At 32.7% G+C, this 22794-nt stretch carries 20 protein-coding genes and 1 pseudogene; 14 read left to right on the forward strand and 7 right to left on the reverse strand.

What is annotated here, in order from left to right:
• Window positions 1-34: 34 nt before the first annotated feature.
• The gene (locus RGF10_RS11470) at window positions 35-1159 is read left to right on the forward strand and encodes an SPFH domain-containing protein (RefSeq protein ID WP_318509125.1); all 1125 of its coding nucleotides are present in this window, start codon (window positions 35-37) and stop codon (window positions 1157-1159) included.
• A 414-nt stretch (window positions 1160-1573) separates the two neighbouring features.
• On the opposite strand, the gene RGF10_RS11475 is transcribed toward RGF10_RS11470, so the two are convergent.
• Complete coding sequence (locus RGF10_RS11475; protein ID WP_318509126.1) at window positions 1574-3142, reverse strand: tetratricopeptide repeat protein; 1569 nt, start codon at window positions 3140-3142, stop codon at window positions 1574-1576.
• Between the two features lie 798 nt (window positions 3143-3940).
• On the opposite strand from RGF10_RS11475, the gene RGF10_RS11480 reads away from it, so the two are divergent.
• From RGF10_RS11480 to RGF10_RS11510, 7 genes and pseudogenes are all read left to right on the forward strand, one after another.
• Window positions 3941-4873 carry a HamA C-terminal domain-containing protein gene (locus tag RGF10_RS11480; protein ID WP_318509127.1) on the forward strand — a complete coding sequence of 311 codons (933 nt, stop codon included), beginning with the start codon at window positions 3941-3943 and terminating at the stop codon, window positions 4871-4873.
• Between the two features lie 36 nt (window positions 4874-4909).
• Window positions 4910-6082, forward strand: a complete 1173-nt coding sequence (locus tag RGF10_RS11485) for a DEAD/DEAH box helicase (RefSeq protein ID WP_318509128.1) — start codon at window positions 4910-4912, stop codon at window positions 6080-6082.
• Window positions 6083-6183: 101 nt separating this feature from the next.
• Window positions 6184-7425, forward strand: a complete 1242-nt coding sequence (locus RGF10_RS11490) for a helicase-related protein (RefSeq protein WP_412176726.1) — start codon at window positions 6184-6186, stop codon at window positions 7423-7425.
• A 473-nt stretch (window positions 7426-7898) separates the two neighbouring features.
• Entirely contained in the window at window positions 7899-8435 is a 537-nt protein-coding gene (locus tag RGF10_RS11495) for a DEAD/DEAH box helicase (protein WP_318509130.1), read from the forward strand.
• A gap of 98 nt (window positions 8436-8533) precedes the next feature.
• The gene (locus tag RGF10_RS11500) at window positions 8534-9775 is read left to right on the forward strand and encodes a helicase-related protein (RefSeq protein ID WP_318509131.1); all 1242 of its coding nucleotides are present in this window, start codon (window positions 8534-8536) and stop codon (window positions 9773-9775) included.
• 312 nt (window positions 9776-10087) lie between these two features.
• The gene (locus RGF10_RS11505; protein WP_318509133.1) at window positions 10088-10948 is read left to right on the forward strand and encodes a hypothetical protein; all 861 of its coding nucleotides are present in this window, start codon (window positions 10088-10090) and stop codon (window positions 10946-10948) included.
• 732 nt (window positions 10949-11680) lie between these two features.
• A pseudogene (locus tag RGF10_RS11510) lies at window positions 11681-13015 on the forward strand (IS3 family transposase).
• Window positions 13016-13101: 86 nt separating this feature from the next.
• Here the strand turns inward: RGF10_RS11510 and RGF10_RS11515 are convergent.
• Window positions 13102-13272: a hypothetical protein gene (locus tag RGF10_RS11515; RefSeq protein ID WP_318509135.1), complete on the reverse strand. Its 171-nt coding sequence runs from the start codon at window positions 13270-13272 to the stop codon at window positions 13102-13104.
• A 171-nt stretch (window positions 13273-13443) separates the two neighbouring features.
• Here RGF10_RS11515 and yppF point away from each other — a divergent pair, with 171 nt between their 5' ends.
• The 3 genes from yppF (at window position 13444) to RGF10_RS11525 (ending at window position 15253) form a co-directional block, all read left to right on the forward strand.
• Window positions 13444-13623, forward strand: a complete 180-nt coding sequence (gene yppF, locus RGF10_RS23845; RefSeq protein WP_412176703.1) for a YppF family protein — start codon at window positions 13444-13446, stop codon at window positions 13621-13623.
• Window positions 13624-14109: 486 nt separating this feature from the next.
• Window positions 14110-14787, forward strand: coding sequence for a phosphatase PAP2 family protein (locus tag RGF10_RS11520; protein ID WP_318509136.1), 678 nt, complete (start codon window positions 14110-14112; stop codon window positions 14785-14787).
• A gap of 244 nt (window positions 14788-15031) precedes the next feature.
• A complete protein-coding gene (locus RGF10_RS11525; protein WP_318509138.1) occupies window positions 15032-15253 on the forward strand; it encodes a hypothetical protein in 222 nt (73 codons plus the stop codon).
• Window positions 15254-15812: 559 nt separating this feature from the next.
• Here RGF10_RS11525 and sleB read toward each other — a convergent pair.
• Window positions 15813-16547 carry a spore cortex-lytic enzyme gene (gene sleB, locus RGF10_RS11530; RefSeq protein ID WP_412176704.1) on the reverse strand — a complete coding sequence of 245 codons (735 nt, stop codon included), beginning with the start codon at window positions 16545-16547 and terminating at the stop codon, window positions 15813-15815.
• Window positions 16548-17092: 545 nt separating this feature from the next.
• Here sleB and RGF10_RS23850 point away from each other — a divergent pair.
• Window positions 17093-17329: a DNA/RNA helicase domain-containing protein gene (locus RGF10_RS23850; protein ID WP_412176705.1), complete on the forward strand. Its 237-nt coding sequence runs from the start codon at window positions 17093-17095 to the stop codon at window positions 17327-17329.
• A gap of 100 nt (window positions 17330-17429) precedes the next feature.
• Here RGF10_RS23850 and RGF10_RS11535 read toward each other — a convergent pair whose 3' ends face one another.
• Genes RGF10_RS11535 through RGF10_RS11545 form a run of 3 tightly spaced genes read right to left on the reverse strand, consistent with a single transcriptional unit; the run spans window position 17430 to window position 19130 of the window.
• Window positions 17430-18170 (reverse strand): FGGY-family carbohydrate kinase, encoded by a 741-nt coding sequence (locus tag RGF10_RS11535; protein WP_318509430.1) that lies wholly within the window; start codon window positions 18168-18170, stop codon window positions 17430-17432.
• Window positions 18128-18337: a hypothetical protein gene (locus tag RGF10_RS11540; RefSeq protein ID WP_318509140.1), complete on the reverse strand. Its 210-nt coding sequence runs from the start codon at window positions 18335-18337 to the stop codon at window positions 18128-18130. The genes RGF10_RS11535 and RGF10_RS11540 overlap by 43 nt, the downstream gene beginning before the upstream one ends.
• A complete protein-coding gene (locus tag RGF10_RS11545) occupies window positions 18312-19130 on the reverse strand; it encodes an FGGY family carbohydrate kinase (RefSeq protein ID WP_318509142.1) in 819 nt (272 codons plus the stop codon). The genes RGF10_RS11540 and RGF10_RS11545 overlap by 26 nt, the downstream gene beginning before the upstream one ends.
• A gap of 310 nt (window positions 19131-19440) precedes the next feature.
• Here RGF10_RS11545 and RGF10_RS11550 point away from each other — a divergent pair, with 310 nt between their 5' ends.
• Window positions 19441-19746 carry an alcohol dehydrogenase catalytic domain-containing protein gene (locus RGF10_RS11550; RefSeq protein ID WP_318509144.1) on the forward strand — a complete coding sequence of 102 codons (306 nt, stop codon included), beginning with the start codon at window positions 19441-19443 and terminating at the stop codon, window positions 19744-19746.
• A gap of 77 nt (window positions 19747-19823) precedes the next feature.
• A complete protein-coding gene (locus tag RGF10_RS11555; RefSeq protein ID WP_318509146.1) occupies window positions 19824-20537 on the forward strand; it encodes a zinc-binding dehydrogenase in 714 nt (237 codons plus the stop codon).
• A 147-nt stretch (window positions 20538-20684) separates the two neighbouring features.
• Here the strand turns inward: RGF10_RS11555 and RGF10_RS11560 are convergent, their stop codons facing one another.
• Window positions 20685-22532: a histidine kinase dimerization/phosphoacceptor domain -containing protein gene (locus tag RGF10_RS11560; RefSeq protein WP_318509148.1), complete on the reverse strand. Its 1848-nt coding sequence runs from the start codon at window positions 22530-22532 to the stop codon at window positions 20685-20687.
• Window positions 22533-22794: the final 262 nt, after the last annotated feature.

A 22794-nucleotide genomic window follows, 5' to 3' on the forward strand; every position in this document is an offset into this window, starting at 1 on the left:
AGACCAAATATTATAATGAGAGAGGTTGATGACTATGGGAGTTTTAAAAGCAATTACTGATTCGGTAGGAGGATCCTTTACTGATCAGTGGAAAAAACTAATAACTGCTGGATATTTTGATGAACATACAGCTGTAGCACCTGGAATACTTAAAACGAATAACATTGGGCGTGGAGTCAATATGCATGGCTCAATGGATGTTATATCAAACGGCTCAAAAATATTTATGCCTGAAAATACAGCAGCCTTCATTTTTAGCCAAGCCGGAATTGAAAACATTATCACTACTCCTGGCGGCTATGAATATCAAGATGGTGAGGAAAGCGTATTTAATGGTAATGGTATAGCAGCATCAATCTTTAAACAGGCAAAAGACAGAATCGGCTACGGTGGTATCTCTTCTTCGGAAAAGAGAATTGCATTTGTCAATTTACGTGAAATTCGTGATATTAAATTTGGAACACGTGGCCCTCAGGTTTATAATGATATGTATTATGGTTGCGACCTCGAAATTTATGCATATGGTAGTTTTTCTATTAAAATTGTTGATCCTGAGAAGTTTATAAAAAACTTTGTGCCAGCTAACGTAAGTAGCTATTCATTTGATAATCCAAAAGTGAGATCACAAGTCCTTTCAGAATTTGTACAATCATTTATCGTTGCATTGAATTCACTTTCAACTACATATAGGATTTCTCAATTGCCTTCACAGGCAGCTGAAATTTCAAAGAGAATATCTGAGGATTCATATAATGCTGGCAAATGGATAGACCGATTCGGTTTTGAACTTGTTAAGGTTGCGGTTGAAAATATCGAGTTTTCACCAGAATCTAGAGAGCTTGTTAACCAGTTCTCTGCAAACAAGATGAATATGAGAGCGTATGAAGATGTTTCACAGAGAGCTTCCAATATTGCCGCACAGCAAAAAATTGCTCAGGGTATTCAAGATAATGGACTTGGAAACGGCGGAGGTATGCTCTTTGGAATGAACATGGCCCAGAATATTGGACCTCAAGGCCAGCCAGTTTCAACGTCAAGTTCTTCAATGTCTTTTGACGAGCAGATCGAAACATTGAAAAAGCTAAAAGAACTTGTTGATATGGGTGTTTTAACAAAGGACGAGTTTGATGCTAAAAAGAAAGAAATTATGAGGTTATAATAAAGTATCACAAATCAGATTAATAAGGGTCACAACAAGAATTTGGAGATGTATATTAGTACTGATGCTTTACATGAAATAGTGGTTACTTAAATAACATTCTTTGTCGGCTTTTCATAACCTTAGGTGTGATGCGTAATTACTTGATGAATTTATAAATATTCTTGAAATTATGTAGATATTATACAATACATTATTCATATGTAATACTCATCAACATCCCATGTGTTACCACATACACTTTGGACAAGTTGAAGCTGTTGCAAAAATTGTACAAATAAAGCTAAGAAAAAAAGTCCAATCTTAATGGTTGGACCTCTTTTCTTAGCTATTCTTAAAAACTCTTTGTGAACAATTTTTATGAAACAAGATTAAGCGAGGCGTGCCAGGCGATGAATCCAATAACTTCGTTGATTATTTTGAATTACTATTTAATAGATTAATTGAGACATTCTTAAGTCCATCAATTACAAACATTTCTGTTGCACATTCAAAGTGGACTCGGAATTGTCCATGTTTTTTATAATGCTCAATAAAAGACTCTAGTCCGCCCGTCTTGCTATCGGTAATCCCTGCAATTACATATTTCTCACCAAATGTTATTTTTATCAATACATTATTTTCACGTTCATCAATATTTACCTTTATATCTTTTTTAAAATCAATATATCTGGGTTCATCAAAATATCTAAATAGCTCTACTGAATCTTGTACTTTGGTTTTGACTTCGGCAAATTCTACTTCATCCCTGTATAATTTTCCTACTACAGGATATAGTATAGAACCTGTGGAATCCTTTAGCTCCGAAGAACCAATAAAAATCAAACCTTTTCCTTTATTCATATTCAAAGGGATTGAGAGTCCGTTGATAAATACTGTAATGTGATTTTGGTTTTCGTACTTAACTTCAATAAATCGAGTCTTCTTATATCCGATATCCACGATTTGAACGTTTCTTCCAGGAACCCCATTATTATCAATTAAATTATTTAAATAGTATTCAAAAAATCTCTTGAAATAGATGGAAGATTGAGAAATGTCTCCTAATATGGCAAAACTAATAGATATGCCTAACAGAGCTTGGTAGTTTTTGGGGTTCAGTTTCAGGCATTTTACAAAGTATTTTATAGCTTCATCATGTTGATCTATAAAACGATAATATTCCCCTTTTCTTCCATAAGCCTGATACATATTCGGTTCTAATCTGATTGCTTCATCGATATGAAATAATGATTCTTCCAAGCGCATCATGTCAAAATAACAAACTCCTGCATTTAAATGCGCCGATGCATAGTCGGGATTAATTTCTAAGCACTTATTATAATGCTTAATTGCAGACACATAGTCTTTCTTCAACCAATTGATATAACCCAAATTATAATGCAGTGGATAAGATTTTTTTAACTCTAATGCCTTTTCAAATATTCCCATAGCACTATCGTAATGTTTCAACTCACCTAAGCTTGTTCCTTTTATGAAGAGTGCTTCAAACTGGTCTTTTTCCAACGACAAAACTTTATCAGTAAATTCAATTGCTTTTTCATGTTCATCTAACATTTGGTACAAAGTTGCACATGCTATGTAAGCAAACTTTTTTGGGTAAAGCTTGGATAATGCTAAATAAATTTGTAAAGCCTCTTGGAACATTCCCTGCTTAGCTAACTCATATCCCTTTAATAGGTTCTCATTTAAAGTACTAAGTATTTCTTGTGGACCGTTGTCCCCTAAGTCATTATATAGACCCAAAGGATTTAGGTGATTCATTTCATTATCATACTTCAACAAGTCATTAAATATTTGCCTGTCCATTGGAGAGATACCAAGAGCAACGTAAACCTTTTTAAGGCTCTTTGTTTTACTAGGTTTTTCTTCCTTTTCAATTCTCCGAATAGTCTTTTCATCAACTCCGACTTCAAAAGCAAGATCTAATATGGAAAGTCCTTTTTCTTTCCTCTTTTTTCTTAAATACCTACCTATATGCATTTGTAATCTTTCCTCCTATAAACTCATAGCAAGAGTATAATGAATTATAGGAATAACTGGAAGGGCAAAACTCGGACATTTTGAGTATTAGTTTGGAATTTTATACTCTAATATTAAAAAGTCAATAATTATATCGGATAAATTCGGTATGTAGCGAGGGATAGTCACCTAGTACGGTAACTGCGTGATGTGGCGGGTGACTATATCCATTGGTCGAAATTAAACAGGAATTCAGGGAGCAATTTGATTGGACTCAAAGTGTTGGAGAATACTTCTTAATAAAAGAAATTCAGATACTTTATTAAATCCTAAGGATTTACGTACGAAATAAAGAGTTTAAATAGCCCAATTACATTATGATTTTAAAGAATATATAGAAAGTACTGGAACTTGGTTTAGCAAGAATTAACTTTTATGTTATTTACAGTAGGTCTTTATTTACACTACTAATAGAATTGTAAAAAATTGTAAAAAGAAGATAAAAGAATTTATTTTTTAGAACAACTGGGGTCCTATTTGAAGCTTTCTGAATATCGTTCATTTTATAATACTGTTTTAGTGAGGCTTATAAAGAGTTAAGGAAATAAAGCTAAAAACCTGCATTAGTTCTGCAGGTTTTTAGCTTTATTTTTAGTAGAGTGCATATTTACCATATTACACTCTTTTATTTGTGGTAAAATTTGTATCGTAAGTTAATTTATAATGAGTTGTACTAACTAAAATATTATATCAAATAAAGCTAAACAAGGTTCAATGCAATTTTAATATAATATTTAGATGTAGAAGGGAAATTGTTTTATGTATGAATTTACCGAAATTACCGATGAGATGATTAGTAATCTACTTACTCATACTGACTCCTTAATGAATCATATTTACCTTATAAACCAGTCTTTTAATTTAAAGCCTAATAAAAGACACTATGGAACTTGCATCAATTATGTGGATTTACAAGAATATAGGGAAGAATTTTTAGAGGAACTCGTAAATACAATTTGTGAATGGGTTTATTCAAATACCAAAGCACAAAAAATAATTGATCAAATGATTAATGAGGAAAATCGTTCTAGTCAGAATGCAAATTCGAAACTTCGAAAGTTGTCTTTAAGCTATTTTCGCGATAGAGATGATCGAAAATTAAATTTACAGGGTCAAATTGGCGAACTTATTTTATTTAATTTTATTCAACATTATTTTAAGGCTGTACCTTTAATAAGGAAAATGCCGATTACAACGTCCACTGGTCATGAAAGATTTGGTGCTGATGCGATTCATTATAAAAAAGAAAATGATAAAAATATTATAATTCTTGGAGAATCAAAAATTTATACAAAAGCTTATAGATTTAAAGCTGCTTTTGAAACCTCCATTACCAGTATTTTATCAACTTTCGAAAATCATAGAAAAGAGATTGGATTATATATTTACAATGATTTTCTGGACGAATCATTAGAAAAGGTTGCTAGGGCTTATAAGAGGGGGATACTCAAAAATTCTGAAGTTCATTTAGTTTGTGTTATCGGCTATAACGAGACTTCTAAATTGAAATTAACCAGTGAAGACGAGATAAAAGCTCAAATTGAAAATATAATAATAGATCAATGTAAAAAAATAGAAAATGAATTATTTGAAACAATTGAAGAAGGTTTATTGGAAAGGATTAATTATATCTTATTTCCAGTTTGGGAACTAGATGTTTTAGTAAAAGAATTTCAAGATCAGATTCGTTAATCAAATGAGGTGATACATTTGTTAGGTGACTACAAAATGAACCAATACGATAAAAGGTTAGTAACCAAGTTACTTAAATATGATTTAGAGTTTGTAGCGAATAAGCTTCAATTCATTGATAATCGAAAAATTACTTTGGAAGATAAGGAATTACCAGAACTAATCGGTTTAATCGATGAACTATCTATGAACTCAGATGAGATGTCTCAAAAAAATGTGACATTGTTGTGTACTTTACTTTTTAAATATAAGCGTGAAAATTGGACTGGGCTGACCGAATTCTTAGTTATAGCACTTTCAAGGATTGGTTTGTCTCCAACAGCAATAATGGTAGATGAAAACTATGATAGTATAAATAACAAACACTTACGGTTTAGTAGTTTTATATCAGAATTGTCAGTCTCGATTAATAGAAGGAACTTCGAAGTTGAAATCAGAGAGAATAAATTTACTTTAACAAAATTTCAAAAGGAAGTATGGGATAAAATTGATAAATATAAAATTACTGGAATATCAGCACCCACTTCTGCAGGTAAGTCATTTGTAATTTTATTAAAAGTAATAGAAAAATTACTTTCCAAAAAAGGTACAGTTGTATATATTGTCCCTAATTTGAGTTTAGTATCTCAGGTTTCTTCTGATTTTAGAAAAATTTTAAATAAATTTGGCATAAAGGACTACAAAATTTATAATTCTTTCGATGAGAATGAGAGATTAGAAAATAGAATCTATGTACTTACTCAAGAAAGGACAATAGGTGCCTTTGCATATATGGAAGACCCATTCCCAAATTTAAGATTTTTGATTGTAGATGAGATACAAAATATCGAAAGGGTGGCATCAGAAGACGATGATCGTTCTAAGACCCTTTTTGATACTTTAATTGAATTTAGAAATAATTCATTACCTGATAAAATTTTAATATCAGGGCCAAGAATAAAAAAAATTGAAGAATTAGCTAAAGATATTTTTGGAGAAGATGCAATAGAGCAAGAAACAAAACAGTCACCAGTAGTGAACTTAACATACTCTGTTAGCAAGAAAGGAAATAAATATTATTTAAAGCAATATTCAGATGTAATTGACAAGCCAAACGTCTTAATAATAAATAATACTGAATACATAAATGGAATAGGCAAGCAAAGGTATACAGAAAGTTTTCATAGATACTTAAAGTCAATAATAAAAGGTCTGGGGAAGAATCAATAAACATAATTTTTTCGCCTAATGCAGTTCAGGCGAGGAAAACAGCGCTTGCAATAAAAGAAGAATCTATAAATACAACTAGTTGTGATAAAGTCTCCGAATTAATTGATTATGTAAAAAGGACTGTTCATCCAAAATACGATTTAGTTGAAACTTTAAAGTATGAGGTAGCATATCATCATGGAAGGTTACCACATCATATTAGAAAAGTCCTTGAAAGTGCGATTACAAATAAGTTCATAAGAAATGTTGTCTGTACTACTACTTTAATGCAAGGTGTAAATTTACCGGCACAAAATGTAATAATAAGAAATCCAAATTTATTTGTCGATAAAAGAGGGGATAATCCTCCGAAGTTATCTAATTATGAATTTGCAAATCTGCGTGGTAGAGCAGGTAGATTAATGAAGGACTTAATAGGAAGAACTTTTGTCCTCGATGAAAACTCTTTTGAGATTGAGACTAATAAGCAGGAGTCACTATTTGAATCGTTTGATAAGGAATTAAGAGCCGGGTATGAAGAAAATTTTAATTTTAATAAAGATATTCTTATAGATTGTTTAGTGAATAATACCCCTTCCAATGATGATATAGACAGTTCCTATTTGTTGCCATATGTAAGATATAATTTGTTGAAATATGGGTTAAAAGCTAAAAAGAGATTGGATGAAGTAGGAATAAATATTCCTGAAAACCAATTAGTTAAAATCAAAAAAGCTGTAGAAAGTTTGTCAGTCCCAAAGGATATTTGTATACTTAATCGATATTGGGATCCAATTGAGTTGGATAGATTATATAATGAGAAAAATAAACCTTATTTACCAAGTTCCCCTAGTGAAAGAAATATTTCTAATAATCTGTACTATCTAATCTTATACATGAAAGATAAAGTTCCCTTCTACTACAAAAAGCATTTAGGAATACAAAATGAAGGCTTAATTTTTTCTCTTTGTATTAATGCTGAAAAGTGGATAAAAGAGACTCCTTTATCCGAAATTTTGGATACAGAATATCATGATGATTCAAGTAAAATTGAAAAAACTATTTCCTTGCTTCAAAATACGATTACGTACAAACTTCCAGCGTTATTAAAACCACTTTACAACATTTTCTTACCTGAAAGTAGTTTTTTGTCTTATTTGGAAATGGGATCTTATAGAGTTATTACAAGAAAATTAATTGAAATGGGAGTACCGAGAGAGACTGCATTATCTTTATCAAATAATTATTTAGATGATATTGATGTAGAAGAAATAAACTTAGATGAAATACTATATAGTAGATTAAGAAACATTAATAATCATATTAATTACTGGGAAAAAGTCCAGTTAGAAAGTATTTTATAAATATTTTCAACTTTTTTATCGAAGTATATCATTAAGAATGCAAAGGGAATTCTTTAAACTAATCTTATAAAATAAGGGTGCGAAAACTACCATTATCGCACTCTTATTTTTTGTACTGAATATTTGTTTATTCATTATTTAAAACATAATTCTAGTTTTTTCGTGCTTTTTCGACATTTTTTGGTTTTTTAACATTAATATTAGTATAACGACTATTAATCTAAACAAATTGTTTTCGTATTATATTTATCACTTGTTAATACTGAAAAGATCTATCTGAAATGTCAAATTGGGAAAATTAATTGATGTTTTTGTGCAGATTGTTAAAAATAATGCGCAAAAAGAGTAGTAGAAAACTCAGAGTAAGGCACTATCTAGAGATAAAAAATAAAGATTTATCTACAATATTTATGTAAAAGAACCTAGAGGTGTAGTTTTGAAAATTTTAAATTTGATCAAAAGGAGTGAAAATAATGATTGATGCACAACTAGATGAGGGATTATTAAAAGCGTTACGCCCATATCAGATAGAGGCCCTCTCAATGATTAGACAATATATTTCAAGTGATTCAATGAAACAGGCACTTGTTAAAATGCCAATGGGTACAGGGAAATCAACAGTTATTGCAGTAACTGGAAGCGAGCTTACTCCTAATCAGTCTGTAATTGTAGTTACTGCTACAAAAGCCGTCAGAGATCAAATAGTAAAAGATATATCAAATGAAGTATGGGTTAAAATGGGGCTTTCTTTTCGTCTTACTAAAACTATTCATATGATTATTCCATCTAAATTAACAAGCGTACCAGATTCACCAACTATTTTTATTTGTACCATTCAATCATTACTTACGCTTAAAGAAAACCACAATGAACTATATAGAGGCCTTAAAAACAAAGTAGATTTGGTATTGTTTGATGAAGGACATAAGGAACCCGCTAATACTTGGCAATCCGTCATAAGATCATTTGAGAAAAAATATTATTTTATTTACTGCAACGCCGGTTCGTAATGATAGTAATAAATTTCAACTAGATAATAATTATACTTATTCATACTATATGAAGCTGCGAAAACTCAGGGGTTATTAGAGATATTGCGTTTGAATATATGAACATTGATAACGAAATAAAGACTTTCGCTGAAAGGATATATAATAGGTATAGTGATTATGTTCTTGAAGAATCTTGTGACGAAAAAGAAATTAAGTGTATTATCCGTTGTGGAAGTGCCGATGAAATACGTGCAATGGTTGAAATATTGAAGGATAAGGTGTCAGTAATTGGTATACATGAACGCTTTAAGAATGATAGTAATGAATTATTAACAGTCCATGTTCCAGAAGATTTTAGAACAAGCGATGTAAGGATCTGGATTCATCAAAATAAACTCATAGAAGGTATTGATAATCAACAGTTTTGTATATTAGGTATTTATGAACCACTACCTGATCCACGTTCATTAATACAACAAATTGGTCGGGTTATCAGACAAGGAAGCGAACCTAGAAAGGCAATAATATTGCTAAGGGAGAATGAAACATATCAAAAAGATTGGTGGGACTCATATACAGAGTATGAAAGATTAATATCTTTAAACCCTGAAGAAATAGTATTCAGATACTATGATTATTTTATGAAGGTCAAAGATGCTAATCCTTCTACAACTTATCTTAATAAGAAGTTTTTAAAACGTTTTTCTGTGAATGATGACCAGACAATTGAAGAAAGAATAAAAAAATATCAATTACCAATGAAGGCAAATGTTTTTGAAGCCATTGAGGATATTAATGATGTAGAGTCGTATATTAATGACTTTAGCGAAAATATTATAGATGAGTTTAATAGTTTAGATTTCTTAATACTAGAAAAAATTAATATAGGAGATAAACAGACTGCCTGTATCGTATATTCAAGGTACGAAAATAGTAGTATTTTGGTTAATGATAGCTTTCTTGAAATCAAATTAGAAATTGCAGTATTTCGTTTACTTCAAAATAAGTTGTATTATTATTCTAGTAACCAATATATACCTTCTCTCATTTATGATAAGTGGAAAAAAGTTAATGCAGCTCAGTTAAAGAAAATTTTATCGAATGATTCTCATATTTCCTCAGTGACTATACAAAATGGGAGTATAAATTATAATAGTTTCAACAGAATGATTGTGGATTCACAAGATGTATCTACAATGGTTCCTGATGTAAATGATAAGTTTAATCTTTGTACTACCTTGGTAGGAAGTAGGAAGAAAAAGATAGGGACTCCGAGTATAAGGAATTACATAGGGTTTTCTAATGCACGTATATCACAAGGTACAGAATATATAACTTTACCTTCATACTTAGATTGATTAGAAGAGATAGATACGAAAATAACAAATACATCTTATCAAGAGCATGGAATTTTTAATCGCTTTGCTCCTATATCAGATATTCCAGCAAAAGTAGTCCCAAAATCAATTCTACTCCAGTCAAATGCAGAAGACATTGATTTAAGAACAAGTTATGGAACTTTAACGGAGCTAGACCAATTATTTTATACTATAAAAGATTCGAAGTTTGAACTTGAGTGGGATGGTAATTCATATGAGATAGAAATTAAATTTTCATTAAAAGAAGGTAAGTATATCCTTATATACACCCAACCTACAACTGATCCAAATGTGTATATTTTAAGAAAAAATAAAAGTAAAATTCAATTATTAGATTGGTTGAATGAAGAGCAGGCTTTTCAAATTATCGTAGAAGGTAATACCCACCGCTATTTTAGGGGGGATTTCTATAAAACTGGTATTCCTTCTGATTATAGTTGGCTTGAAAACTTTTTTGATGAATATGAATTAGCCCTGCCAACTCGAACAAAAAAAATAAACGAAAAAGGTAAAAAGAAAAACGGTACTAAGGTTTATAAAACAATGTGGGATCCAAATTCACTGTTTTATTTGGTTGCAAAAAAAGGAGCCAATATTACTACTAATACATCTACGATAAAAACCCTTTTACAAGAGGCTGATTATGTTATTTGTACGGATTTACAATCTGAGATTGCTGATTTTATTACAATTAGTGAAACAACAGATACAGTTTGTTTCATTCACTGTAAAGCGGGTGAATCCAAATTGTCTGCTTCAGCTTTTCAAGAGGTTTGTGGACAGATTGTTAAAAATCTTGATTATGTTAATAAAGAAAGCGAAAGAAGACCTAATTACTCTTATTGGGAGAAGGAGTGGGTTAACAAGTATTATAAAGTAAAAGCAAATAGGAAGATTCTTAACCCAAATAATTTGACAGCTGAGGAGATTTGGAGAAAGTTAAAGGAAGTTCAAAATAAACCAAATTCTCAAACATATGTCATAGCCTTAGTAGGAGATGCTTTTTCAAAGTCTAGATATTTATCTGAAAAAAATAAAAAGTATGAAAAGCAAAAAGCTGAAGTAATTCAAATTGACTATCTATTAAATCAAACTGCTGTAGCTGTTGGGCGAGCGCAAGCAAAATTTATTCTCTCTTTTAACAAACTATAGGAATTCTTAGAAATAATAGAAGTTGGCATGATTATGCGTTAAATTAGTGGATTAGGTAAAAGTATTACTCATATAACCCAATTCAAGTTTCTTTGTAATGTCGATAAATTTACAAGAGTAATCTAAACGCAATGTCATGAAGAATGGTAATTTTCCGTTAAAGATGTTGCACCTATAATTTAATTCCTTGAAATAATGGACTTTATGTATAAAACGTTCTAGATATTACACACTCTCAACCTTCGGAGGCATGATGTAATATTGCCTTTCACATGCTAACATGATTATTATTTGAAAAGTATAGGGTAAACATTACTACATCTATAATTTTATGCGACCACCACTCAAGCCATGTTGAGTGTGGAAACATTAAGATTGAAATTCTTCTAGCTTACCTAACTTGTGGAATGGTTCACCGTGGTTATTTAAGAGGCAAAAACGGCATTGGTAAACAGTACCTTCCGATGCCGTTTTATGGTTAACCGTCATTAATTTTATTAATTAATCGCCATTTTTCTGAAAAAGTTTATAAGTTAAACAATGATTTCTGAACAGTACAACGATACTATTCAATAGAAAATGATATTCCACAATCGGCGTGACTGCTGAAGACCAAAAGCCTAAATCCTAAAAATGAACTATACCCTGGATAACGGACACTGATAAAAAAGTGCCCCTATCCGGGGTTTTTTGTGTTTCAATAGATTTAATGAATATGGGCGGAGGATTATCATGAGTAAGAATATTTATAATGAATTCCAAATTAAAGAGCTTGAGAAGAATCCTAATGTTGTGAGCGTTTCTGAAAGGTCAATCTCGTATAGTCCTGGAATTTAAGGTAAAAGCAGTTACGGATTACAAAAGTGGAAAAACACCATCACAAATCTTTATTGAACATGGCTTTGACCTCAACATGATCGGTAAAGATCAACCTAAACGTTGTCTTAGGCGTTGGAGGGATTCGTATAAAAGGTTTGGAGAGGATGGTTTCCTTACAGAACGCAGAGGCAAAGGGAGTACAGGACGCCCTTCTTCAAAGCATCTTTCCGTGGAAGAGAAATTACGAAAAGCTGAGGCAAGAATTAAATTCCTTGAGGCAGAGAATGACTTCCTAAAAAAGCTGGAAGAGTTAGAAAGGCAGGCGCTGAAGAAGAAACGATTTTAACGGCAGCTGAAAAGTTTTCTCTAATCGAGAAAACGTTAAGAATACATCAGTTAAAGAAAGCTGTTTCCTTCCTGTGTAAACTGGCAGGTGTAAGCCGTAGTGGCTACTATGATTGGTTGAAGGCTGCACCTTTACGTGCACAACGTGACGAGCAGGATGAATTGGATATAGAGTTAATCCAAGAAATTTTCATTAGCAAAAAGGAAAAAGTAGGTGCCCTCCAGATTAAAATGATTATGGAGAATGATTATACAGCCATAATGAATCACAAAAAAATTAGGCGTCTAATGGCAAAATATAATCTTGTAACCAAAGTAAGGAAGGCCAATCCCTATCGTAAGATGGCCAAGGCAACCCAGGAACATCGAACCTGCCCTAACCTTCTTAACCGAGAATTCAATCAGGAAGAACCAGGGAAAGTCCTGCTTACTGACATTACTTATCTCTATTTTGGAAAGGGTCAAAAAGCATATTTATCTTGCGTAAAGGATGGAGCTACAAGGGAAATTATTGCGTACCACTTGTCCACATCTTTAGAGATGGATATCGTCTATAAGACGTTAAAAAAGTTAAAAGTAGCTGTCAGCAATCATTTTCACCCAGAAGCCATGTTACATTCTGACCAAGGTGTCCACTATACGCATCCTCTATTCCAAAGCAAAGTGAAAAAGCTTGGCATAACTCAATCAATGTCCCGAAAGGGAAACTGTTGGGATAACGCACCAATGGAAAGCTTCTTTGGACATTTTAAGGATTTAGCAGAGTATAAATCCTTAGATAATTTAAAAGAGGTTAAGAGAGAAGTAGATCGAGTAATCGAAGAATATAACCATCACCGTTATCAATGGGGCTTAAATAAAATGACCCTGGTACAATACCTGGGCCACTTATTAGCTGCATAGGCGCTTTTTTAAACTGTCCGTAAACGGGGGCACAGTTCAAAAAAGGAGCATTTAGGCTTTTTTACTTCAAAATCTTTGATGTTTTTCTATTGGTAAATACTTGGACAGCAAGTGTTAAATTTCGTGGCAACTGCTGGTAAAAAACATGGCAGAGATGGTACATTCTTGTGGCTGTAATCATCCAAAAGACCACAAACAAGCGGTGCATCCTCATATATGGCATGGAGGGCGATCGGTTTATCCCATTTCTTTGCCAACTTAATAAAATTCTCCAGCAGTTCAATATAACCACCGTACTCCTGTTAGGTTATTTTCTTTTCATATTTTAAAAAGTAAGGTAACCCCATCTTGCCTACGGCAATCATATCCGATTGATACTTTTTATAGATATAAATCTTTTAGATATAGGGGAAGAGGGGCTGATTTCTATGTTATTAGAAGATTTAATACAACGTTTTATAGTAGAAATGAAACGGAATCCATTACATGTTACTGAGTTACATAATTACATTAAAAAATGTTATATTTTAGGTGAATTATGTATTGTACAGTATAAAAATCTTTTTTCTGAACTAGACAAACGCACCCCTGATTATCTGCTAAATTAAACACTGAAATATAAATTTTTATGTTTCAAATGGACAAAAATGAAGTCTTAAAGTCAAATATATAAATCATAAAACGGTAGTGGATTATTCCACTGCCGTTTTTGTCATTTTATAGCAAGCAGAAAAAAATAAGTATCTCCTTAAATTTGAAAAGGGTTCTCTCAATATACGGTTTTTAAAACAAAATATGTAAAAATATATTTTTCTGAGGAGAGTTATTGGTCGCATAAGCGAACACTTTTCCTTCAATAATGCTTTTATCATTACTTACATAAACACTATCGGGTCTGGCAAATAAGGAGACTATTTAAAACATTGATCAAAAAATTGATTTTTTTCAAATGATTGAGCACATTCACAATATCTTAAGATTTTCGTTAACTTTTTCTTAAGAAATATAGAATATGATGAAAAGGAACAGAGAAAAGGTATTTTGCCAAAGAATGCGGCCCATTTCCTTGCTCTTTGAGATTAGGAGGGAATTGTATGAAGAAGGAAACGATAAAATCATATTTACTGACAGTAAGCTCTCTTATATCCATCCCATTGCTAGGTCTAATTTATGTTTACCTCAATCATCCCGGGCCTAAGGTACATAGTCTTGTCACCGATTTAGATCGTCAAATACCATTTATTAAGATATTTGTGATTCCATATCTATTTTGGTATGTTTTTATATTTATTGGTTTCCTATATTTGGCCTATAAGAATCGAAAATTATTTTTTCAAACATTGTTGCAGTTTAATATTGGTCGTTTGATTTGCTATGGCGTTTATATTGTCTATCAAACTCATGTCCCTCGGCCGCAGTTAACTGGAGATAATTGGCTAATCAATTTAGTTCATTTTGTTTATCGTTCAGATGAACCGTTTAATTGTTTTCCAAGTATCCATGTTTTGACGTCCTATTTGATGATGAAAGCTTATCTGGTTGGTGAGGGCATACCTCGTATTTATAAGGTTTCAGTTACATTGATGTCTGTTTTAATTATCGCTTCCACTCAATTTATTAAACAGCATGTGCTTTTGGATATCTTAGGAGCGATCGTGGTAGCAGAAGTAATGACGTATTTTATGGCTAAACTAGACAAAGGAATATTTGTCCGACACCTTATGCCGTCTATACAGACAAATAGGGTCAGTGGAGTAACGAAATTGGAATAGAGTAAAGTAGCAGGATAGGGATGAAAGTGCTAATGGAAAGGATTGACAAATAAATATAATTTTGATAAATTTATTGATAAAGTTAATAGTTTCTTTGGATTCAATCCAAAGATGGCATCCAAATAAGTTCCTTATTTGGTATATAAAATTTTATTTTATAGCCACCTAGTTAAAATAAAGTGTCCCATTTTCGAGGGCCTTTAATTTAACAGGTGGCTTTTATTTTTTTAAAGGAGCTGGAAACATGGGTAATATTGCTAAATTTAATGAAGAAAAAATCTTAAACGAGTATTTTGACTACTTAAAATCTGAAGAGGCAACCATCGTGTACATTACAAAAAACTTAGTCAAAGGTATTGATACTAAAAAGAAATGGATTGATGTTATTGACTTTGATTGCTGGGGTTCAATAGGAAAAAAACTGCCTTCAATTATATTGTTGTGGAATTATTTGATAGAAAGTTAAATCCTGAGTATCCCGAAAATGCCAATTCTCAATTAAAAAAGGCTATAACATGGAGAACTTGCCATAATGATATAGGTCAGCAAAGATCCAAAGGGATTCGGGGACAAATGTTTGTATTTACATGTCAGTTAATTAAAAAAAAGGGTTAAAACAGAAATAAAATCAAATTATAAAACGGGAGGTTTGGCTAAAGGTAAAGGACCCAATTCAACGATGACCCGAAAAGTTGAGGTAGAACCTAAATGGGAATACAGAATTACCAGGATGCCGGAAAATCAATGACAAAAAATTTAAATGGATAAAGAAAAACTATGGACATATATATGACCGTATATTTAACGAAAAACATGTATTAATAAACTGGTTTTTTGAGAATAGGTAGCAGATCAAATAGAGGGATAAATGTACAAAAAAACGCATGAATTGCGTTTTTTTTGTATTTCTATTGCAATTCTAATTGGAATTTCCAAAGCTTTTTAGTATTTTCTCGTAATGGGACCGTTTGTGTAGTTGTCTTCATTTTCCTTTTTGTTTAGATTCCTTTGTGGAAGGCGTATACTCACTTACAAAATATATGTTTCCCGATTTTTTTAATTTGGGGTCTGCCCCAAATCCATTTACTCGTTGCAGTTGCAGGATTAAAATAGTATATCGCTTCACCAGTTGGATCCCAGCCATTTATTGCATCCTGCACTGCCTTCTTAGAATTAGCATTTGGGGTAAGCCAAATTTGGCCATCCGCCACGGCCGTAAAAGCCCCAGGTTCAAATATAACCCCAGAAACTGTATTCGGGAAGGATTGACTATTCACTCTGTTTAATATCACAGCAGCCACAGCAACCTGACCAATATACGGTTCTCCTCTAGCTTCACCATGAACGGCATTTGCCATTAACTTAATATCATTTTGCGAAAAGCCATTTGGTAAGTTTGTGGATGTAACTTTAGTCGTATTTTTGGCCCCGGCAGGTGCTGGTTTATAGTTTTTAGTTGCCTTAACAAGTTTGGTTTTCGTTGTCGGACCCGCGACACCATCAATGGGAAGACCAAATTCATATTGAAAATTTCTTAATGCCCAGTATGTTCTCCATCCGAACACTCCATCGATTTTACCCGTAAAGAAGCCTACATGTTTGAGTCTTGATTGTAGTTCTATTACGTCACCACCCGTTGCTCCTCGCTGAATGATCCTGTTGGAAAAAGAACTGGCCTCATTGGGTTTTATTAAAGATAGAAACACAATTAAAAGGGAGATAACGAAAACAGATCTAAAAAAAATATACTTCTTGAACATAATAGCAACCCCCTAGTAAAAACTTTCTCAGTATCCTATTTTTTATAAAAATGGCATTTATTATTCGTGGTTTGTTTTGTCTTTTTGATCACAAACATGTGAAACTTCGATCCAAAGAAGTGTTGAGCAAAACTTTGCAAGTAGTTGTGTGTAACCGATAAAAAAATGAACTAATTCTGATTTATTTTTGCTGTCTTCTGGACAGCAATTGTTCTTGAGTAATATATCACGCTGATTTCGGTTGATTTTATTTTGCTAAAGCTTAAGAAGGAGGATGAAAATGGCAAATGAAATGAAAATGGATTGAGTGATTCTAGGCTCGTTAAGTCATGATTCATTGACTGGATATGAAATAAAAAAAGAATGGATACAATATTCAAGTTTTTCTGTAGTTCTAGCTATGGAAAAATACTACAATCCTAATTCCAATACTTAAAAGAGGAGCTTGCAATTTAAGCATGGTAACAAAATAAAGTATTTGAAAAATATTACTTGAATTGTCATAACGTTCTAAAACGGGTAATCTTTTAAAAGGTTTGAAAAAGATGTTGAAAGCTCAGGCAGAAAAAGCCATACAGTTTACTGATGAAATTAATATTAATACATACAGAACACTGATGACTCGAGGGCAGAAGGGGAGTTTTGTTTATTGTACAGATTCTAATCTTGTAGGATATTTGAAGGAAAGGTTTACAAAGAGAAGCGCTATTTATGAAAAGAACGAGTTTTATAAATCAGTAATTAAGGTCCTGAGGATAATGAAAGTTATTAATGTAACCTGAAAAGGTTGATTCAACCTGAAGTCTACTATTTAAAAGAATAAAGCTAGGAGAAAAAATAATTCCCCTAGCTTTTCTATGTTATATAAACTTTTTCAAATTATTATTTTCCTACAGAAGCTAAGTTCGATGTTTCCCGTGAATGATTACGAAGTTGTTTAAGTGTTCTCATTAAATTGACATGTTTTACACCAAAGTAGTCATGCATCTCTTTATAATATTTAAAAAGAGTTTCATAGACAGCTACACTTTCTGCATTTGGATAGTATGTCTTTTCAAGAGGCTGGGCCATATGCTGAATAGCCTGTTGTATATCGCTATATCCACCATTTTCCTTGTCTGCTACTACTGCTCCTAATATGGCAGCACCAATTGCTGGGGCATATTCGGACTGTGAAATTTGGATCGGCATATTGAGAATATCAGCATAAATTTGCATTAAAAGAGTATTACGTTGCGGTAATCCACCACATGCTACAATTTTTTCAACGTTCATTCCCCATTCTCGGAACGTTTCTACGATAATTTTGGCTCCAAATGCCGTGCTTTCCATATAGGCGCGATAAATTTCTTCGGGTTTTGTATGAAGAGTTAGACCGATTAATACACCCGACAGATCAGCATCAGATAAGACTGAACGATTGCCGTTATGCCAATCTAGTGCAAACATCCCATTTTCTCCTGGTATAAGGTTGCTAGCTTTCTCTTCCAGGAGATTGAACACAGATACGCCTAATTCTTGTGCTTCATCGTAATAGGATTTCGGAACATGTTTTTTAACATAGCTGCCAAATAAATCACCTACTGCGGATTGACCTGCTTCATAGGCATAAAAGCCGGTAATATTCCATCCTTAATGACACCTGAAATTCCAGGAACCTCTTTTACTTCGGAGTGCATCATCATATGACAAGTTGAAGTTCCCATCACCATAAGGAAGGTTTCAGGTTGATATACTCCTGTTCCCAGTACCGCTGAATGTGCATCAATAATCCCCGTTGCTACGGGCAATCCCTCCTGGAAGTGAAAGTTTCTCCGACCATTCCTTAGAAAGAAATCCTGCACAAGTACCAATATTTTTAATCTCTCCATCCAATTTGGAAAGAATGGTGGAACCAAATTCAAGATTCAGTTCTTTAAAGAACTCTTCAGGGAACCCATCTGTTTCACTCCAAAATGTTTTGAATCCTAAGGAGCAATTGTTTCTAATTAAGGTTGAAGTAAGAATCGAGACAAGCCAATCTACTGCTTCTATAAAATATGTCGTTGCGTTATACACATCTGGTGCATCCTCAAAAACTTCGAGCATTTTTGGGACCGCCCATTCTTCTGAGATATTATAACCTAACCGACGCATCCATTTTTCTTTTCGCTGAGTTGCCAATTTATAAATTTTTTCGGTTTGAGTTTTTGTATGATGATGTTTCCAAAGTTTCAACCAGGCGTGATGTGAATCTTGCCATTCCTTGTGAAGACATAAAGGTTTTAGGGTTTCATCGACGGTTATTAATGTTGAAGACGTAACGTCAATACCTAACCCAATAATTTGCTCTGGTTTAATTCCAGCTTTAGAGATTGCTAGGGGAATTCCTTGTTCTAATACCTCAATATAATCATTGGGGTGTTGTAAAGCACTTCCTTTTGGAATCTTTTTTGATGAATTTGGTAGAGTTTCCGTAATGACTCCGTGTCGATAAGGAATTACTTGCATTCCTTTTATTTCTCCAGTTGTTATGTTTACAATAAGAACCCTTCCTGATTCAGATCCATAATCAATTCCAATTGAGTACTTAATATTTTTCATATGTACAGCCCCTCCCTTATGAAAGCCTTTACATTACTATGTATCATTTTAACAGAATCGAGCAATATTGAGCAATACCTTTGTGTAAAAAAATCAGAATAGCGAACATATATGAGCATGAAATTGCTTGATATGTGAAAAATACTAATTTTTTATTTTATATTGGCTTGACACCCCACAAAACTCTCCGTATATTTTAAATATCGAGTATAAATGAACATTAAAAAGCAAAAACGAGCAACGAGTTACATGGTAAGGGTTAAAATGTGACCAAACAATTTTTATCGAAATGTTTATTAGGGGAGAAAAAATGCAACATACAGAGACAGCGTTTCAATCACGTACATTTAGACTTTTAAGTCCTGGTAAAGTGGAAGAAGTCATTCTTGAGCGAAAAGTACATGAAGGAGAAGTAGTGGTTGAACCAATATTAGGAAGTATTTGTCATGCGGATTTACGATATTACATGGGTCTTAGAAGTCCAGAAGTAATGGCCAAAAAATTACCAATGGCTTTGATTCATGAAGGAATTGGTAGAGTGATAGATAGCAAATCAGATAAGGTGAAGGTTGGACAAAGAGTCGTGATTGTCCCTAATATACCTGGGAGTTATTAGGGGAGGGAGACACGAAAGAATGTAGTCTTCTTTGTGAAAAAGAATTTATCGATAATTACAGTGAAAAAAATAAGTTTTTGGGAAGTGGCTATGATGGTATTGCGCAAAACCGTTTAGTTATACCAGCAGATTGCGCGATCCCAATACCTGACCATGTACCTGATGAAATTGCCGTTTTATCTGAACTGTGCACAGTTTCTTATCAAGCATTGAGCCGAGTAAAGCGTCAATTAAATTCACCAAATACTACGGTAGCTGTTTTTGGAGATGGACCGGTTGGCTATTTAACAGCTGCAATGATTCATCATGTTTATGGTCTTGATGCGACCAGATTAACCGTGTTTGGGGCCATTCCAGAGAAACTTGCACAGTTTGGATTTGCAAAGTGTGCTCTAGTTCAGGAATATGATTTTAAAGCAGGAAAAAGAATGGATGTTGTGATCGAGTGTACAGGAGGTAAATTCAGTGAAAGTGCTGTGAACCAAGGAATCGATCTATTAGCCCGTGGTGGTACTTTAGTGCTAATGGGAGTATCTGAGGAAAGGGTACCGATTAATACTCGAGACGTTTTAGAAAAGGGGCTTTCATTATTCGGAAGCAGCCGTAGTTCTTGTCCAGATTTTCATGCAGTACTGTCTGCGATGGAAGACACTGAATATCAAAAGACGTTGAGAGCAATTCTTCCAGCAGAATTTAATGCCATTCATAATGCCAATGATTTTATGAAAGCAATGGATTATGCTGCAGAGCATAGAAGCTGGGAAAGAGTTATTTTGGACTTTAACTGGTAATCAATATAAAACCATCACTACTGCCTATCTTCCTCATTTTCTTGGGGGAGGTAGGCTTTTTTTGCATAAAAAAATAGGCAGAAAACGCTAACTATAAGTTAGTATTTCCTGCCCGTTGGTCGATTTGTAGAAGAGTTTCACTGGCTTTTATAGTTGCGGGAAAATTCTGTTGTTTGGTACATTTACTTCAACTGTCGTTCCGTCCTTACCAACAAAATTTATGGTCCCACCTAAATCACTCGTAACAATTCCTTGTAAAATCGTTAAACCAAGGCTTTCTCCTTGTTTTAAATTAAAATGCTCAGGTAATCCTCTTCCGTTGTCACTAACCGCTAAATAAATTAATTCATCATTCCGTTTGCATTTTATGTCAATTACACCGGAATTCATGTTTAAGAAGGCATGTTTAATACAGTTGATGACTAATTCATTTATAATTAATGCAATAGACGTAGCCTTGTTATAGGGAATTAATATATCATCCAAATCTAATTGAATGATAATATTTGGATCGGTATTTATAAGGTCTATCACCGCTTCGATTATTTCTTTAGCATTAATTATACTTCTCCCTAATTTGTCTTTAGACAAAAGATTGTGGACAGAGGCAATGCTTTTTACCCTAGAAATAATACTATCTAATGCATCATCGATCGAAATGCCGGGGTTGTTTTTAACAAATACCTTTTGTAGGTAAATAAGTCCAACAATGGATTGAAGATTATTTTTTATTCGATGATGACTCTCCTGTAAAAAGGCTGACCTTCCAATTAATCTAGTATCTTCAATCGCAATAGCAGCATGACGGGCTAAAGTCGACAAGTATTTAGCTTCTTCATTTGAATAGACATATAAGTTTTCGTAATATAACTGGATGATACCGGTCACTTGGTTTCGTATTAATACTGGAATACAAATAAATGTTTTTACATTCTCAATTTTTTCAAACAACAAGTTAAATTCTTTATCGTTTTCATTTACATAAAATATATCGTTTTCCTTTGCAATGTTAACGATCGCTTCTTTTTTTAATTGGGCTTTTAAATTTTTCTCATTGATACCAAAATCATCGATTATGCTCCATGTTTGCTCGTCAATTAATTTGATCGAACAACCATCAGCATTCATTACATTTCTTCCTTCTTTAGCCAATAATAATAATACATCTTTAAGTTCATATTCAGATGTTAAGAATTCTGCAGCCTTAAAAATTGCTTCAAGAACAGTTTGTCTATCGTCATCCTTATACATATTGTTGTCTTTAAATTTATAATCTTCAATGGCTCTTAACAATTTTTGAGGATCCCTTTTTGCAATTTCTGCGGGTATTTCATTTCGAATTTTTCCTTTTGAAAGTATCGATATCCGATCAGATACTTTAATCGCTTCTTCCCATTGTTTCGTAACATAAATGATACTTCCGCCATCATCTTTAAACTGTTTTAATATATTATGTAACTTGGCAGCATAATTTGCGGAAAGACCCTCCATTGGTTCTTGCATAATAATAACTTCGGGTCTTTCCATAAATATTCCGGCAATATAAACGATTCTTTTGTTTTCCTCAGACAATTTGTTTACTTTGGTATGATGATTTATTTGAAAATCTAATTTCATTAAGATATTTTCCGCTCTTTTTCTAACTTTCCACCAATTTATTAAAGGCAAATATTTACGTGTAGGTAAATTCGAGTAATTAAGATGTTCGGCTACTGAAAAGTGATTAAACAATAATGGTTTTTGCTGCATGATTAATATCTTATTTTTTCTTAGATTATTGTTAACTATGAGTTGATCCTTAAATTTAAATACTCCTTGTTCTCCCAGTTTTTCTTGTGTGTCCTTTAACGAATTTATAAAAACATTCTGTTCAGAGCTGCTTTTTATAATTAATGCATGAATTTCTCCGTACCCAAGATTTAAACTAACGTTTTCCATATTTCCGTTAGAACTTTTATATGTTAAGTTTTGAATTTCAAAAATATACTTTGACAATGTAAACCTCCAAATATCATTTTTTTAAAAATTTTTTAAGTAATTAATATGTTATATTTAAATATGTGTTATACTAATAGTGTTATTTTATATCATATTAAAAAATATCTTTACAAAAATGTTTAAAAGTATTTAAGATTAATAAAATGAAAGCGTATTCTATATCGGGAGACTATCCCAAAGTAAGGGCAGAAATGATTCCAACGGAAATATCAGGTTAAAGCTATATTACCAAAAAATATCATCATGGAGAATCCTGTTA

It is taken from the genome of Bacillus sp. T3 (assembly GCF_033449965.1).
GTDB lineage: Bacteria > Bacillota > Bacilli > Bacillales > Cytobacillaceae > Bacillus_BU.

Bases quoted from the DNA above. Each gene is read 5' to 3' on its own strand.
- RGF10_RS11470 (WP_318509125.1), top strand. From the start codon at position 35: ATGGGAGTTTTAAAAGCAATTACTGATTCGGTAGGAGGATCCTTTACT.
- RGF10_RS11475 (WP_318509126.1), bottom strand. From the start codon at position 3,142: ATGCATATAGGTAGGTATTTAAGAAAAAAGAGGAAAGAAAAAGGACTT.
- RGF10_RS11480 (WP_318509127.1), top strand. From the start codon at position 3,941: ATGTATGAATTTACCGAAATTACCGATGAGATGATTAGTAATCTACTT.
- RGF10_RS11485 (WP_318509128.1), top strand. From the start codon at position 4,910: ATGAACCAATACGATAAAAGGTTAGTAACCAAGTTACTTAAATATGAT.
- RGF10_RS11495 (WP_318509130.1), top strand. From the start codon at position 7,899: ATGATTGATGCACAACTAGATGAGGGATTATTAAAAGCGTTACGCCCA.
- RGF10_RS11500 (WP_318509131.1), top strand. From the start codon at position 8,534: ATGAACATTGATAACGAAATAAAGACTTTCGCTGAAAGGATATATAAT.
- yppF (WP_412176703.1), top strand. From the start codon at position 13,444: ATGTTATTAGAAGATTTAATACAACGTTTTATAGTAGAAATGAAACGG.
- RGF10_RS11520 (WP_318509136.1), top strand. From the start codon at position 14,110: ATGAAGAAGGAAACGATAAAATCATATTTACTGACAGTAAGCTCTCTT.
- RGF10_RS11525 (WP_318509138.1), top strand. From the start codon at position 15,032: ATGGGTAATATTGCTAAATTTAATGAAGAAAAAATCTTAAACGAGTAT.
- sleB (WP_412176704.1), bottom strand. From the start codon at position 16,547: ATGTTCAAGAAGTATATTTTTTTTAGATCTGTTTTCGTTATCTCCCTT.
- RGF10_RS23850 (WP_412176705.1), top strand. From the start codon at position 17,093: ATGTTGAAAGCTCAGGCAGAAAAAGCCATACAGTTTACTGATGAAATT.
- RGF10_RS11545 (WP_318509142.1), bottom strand. From the start codon at position 19,130: ATGAAAAATATTAAGTACTCAATTGGAATTGATTATGGATCTGAATCA.
- RGF10_RS11550 (WP_318509144.1), top strand. From the start codon at position 19,441: ATGCAACATACAGAGACAGCGTTTCAATCACGTACATTTAGACTTTTA.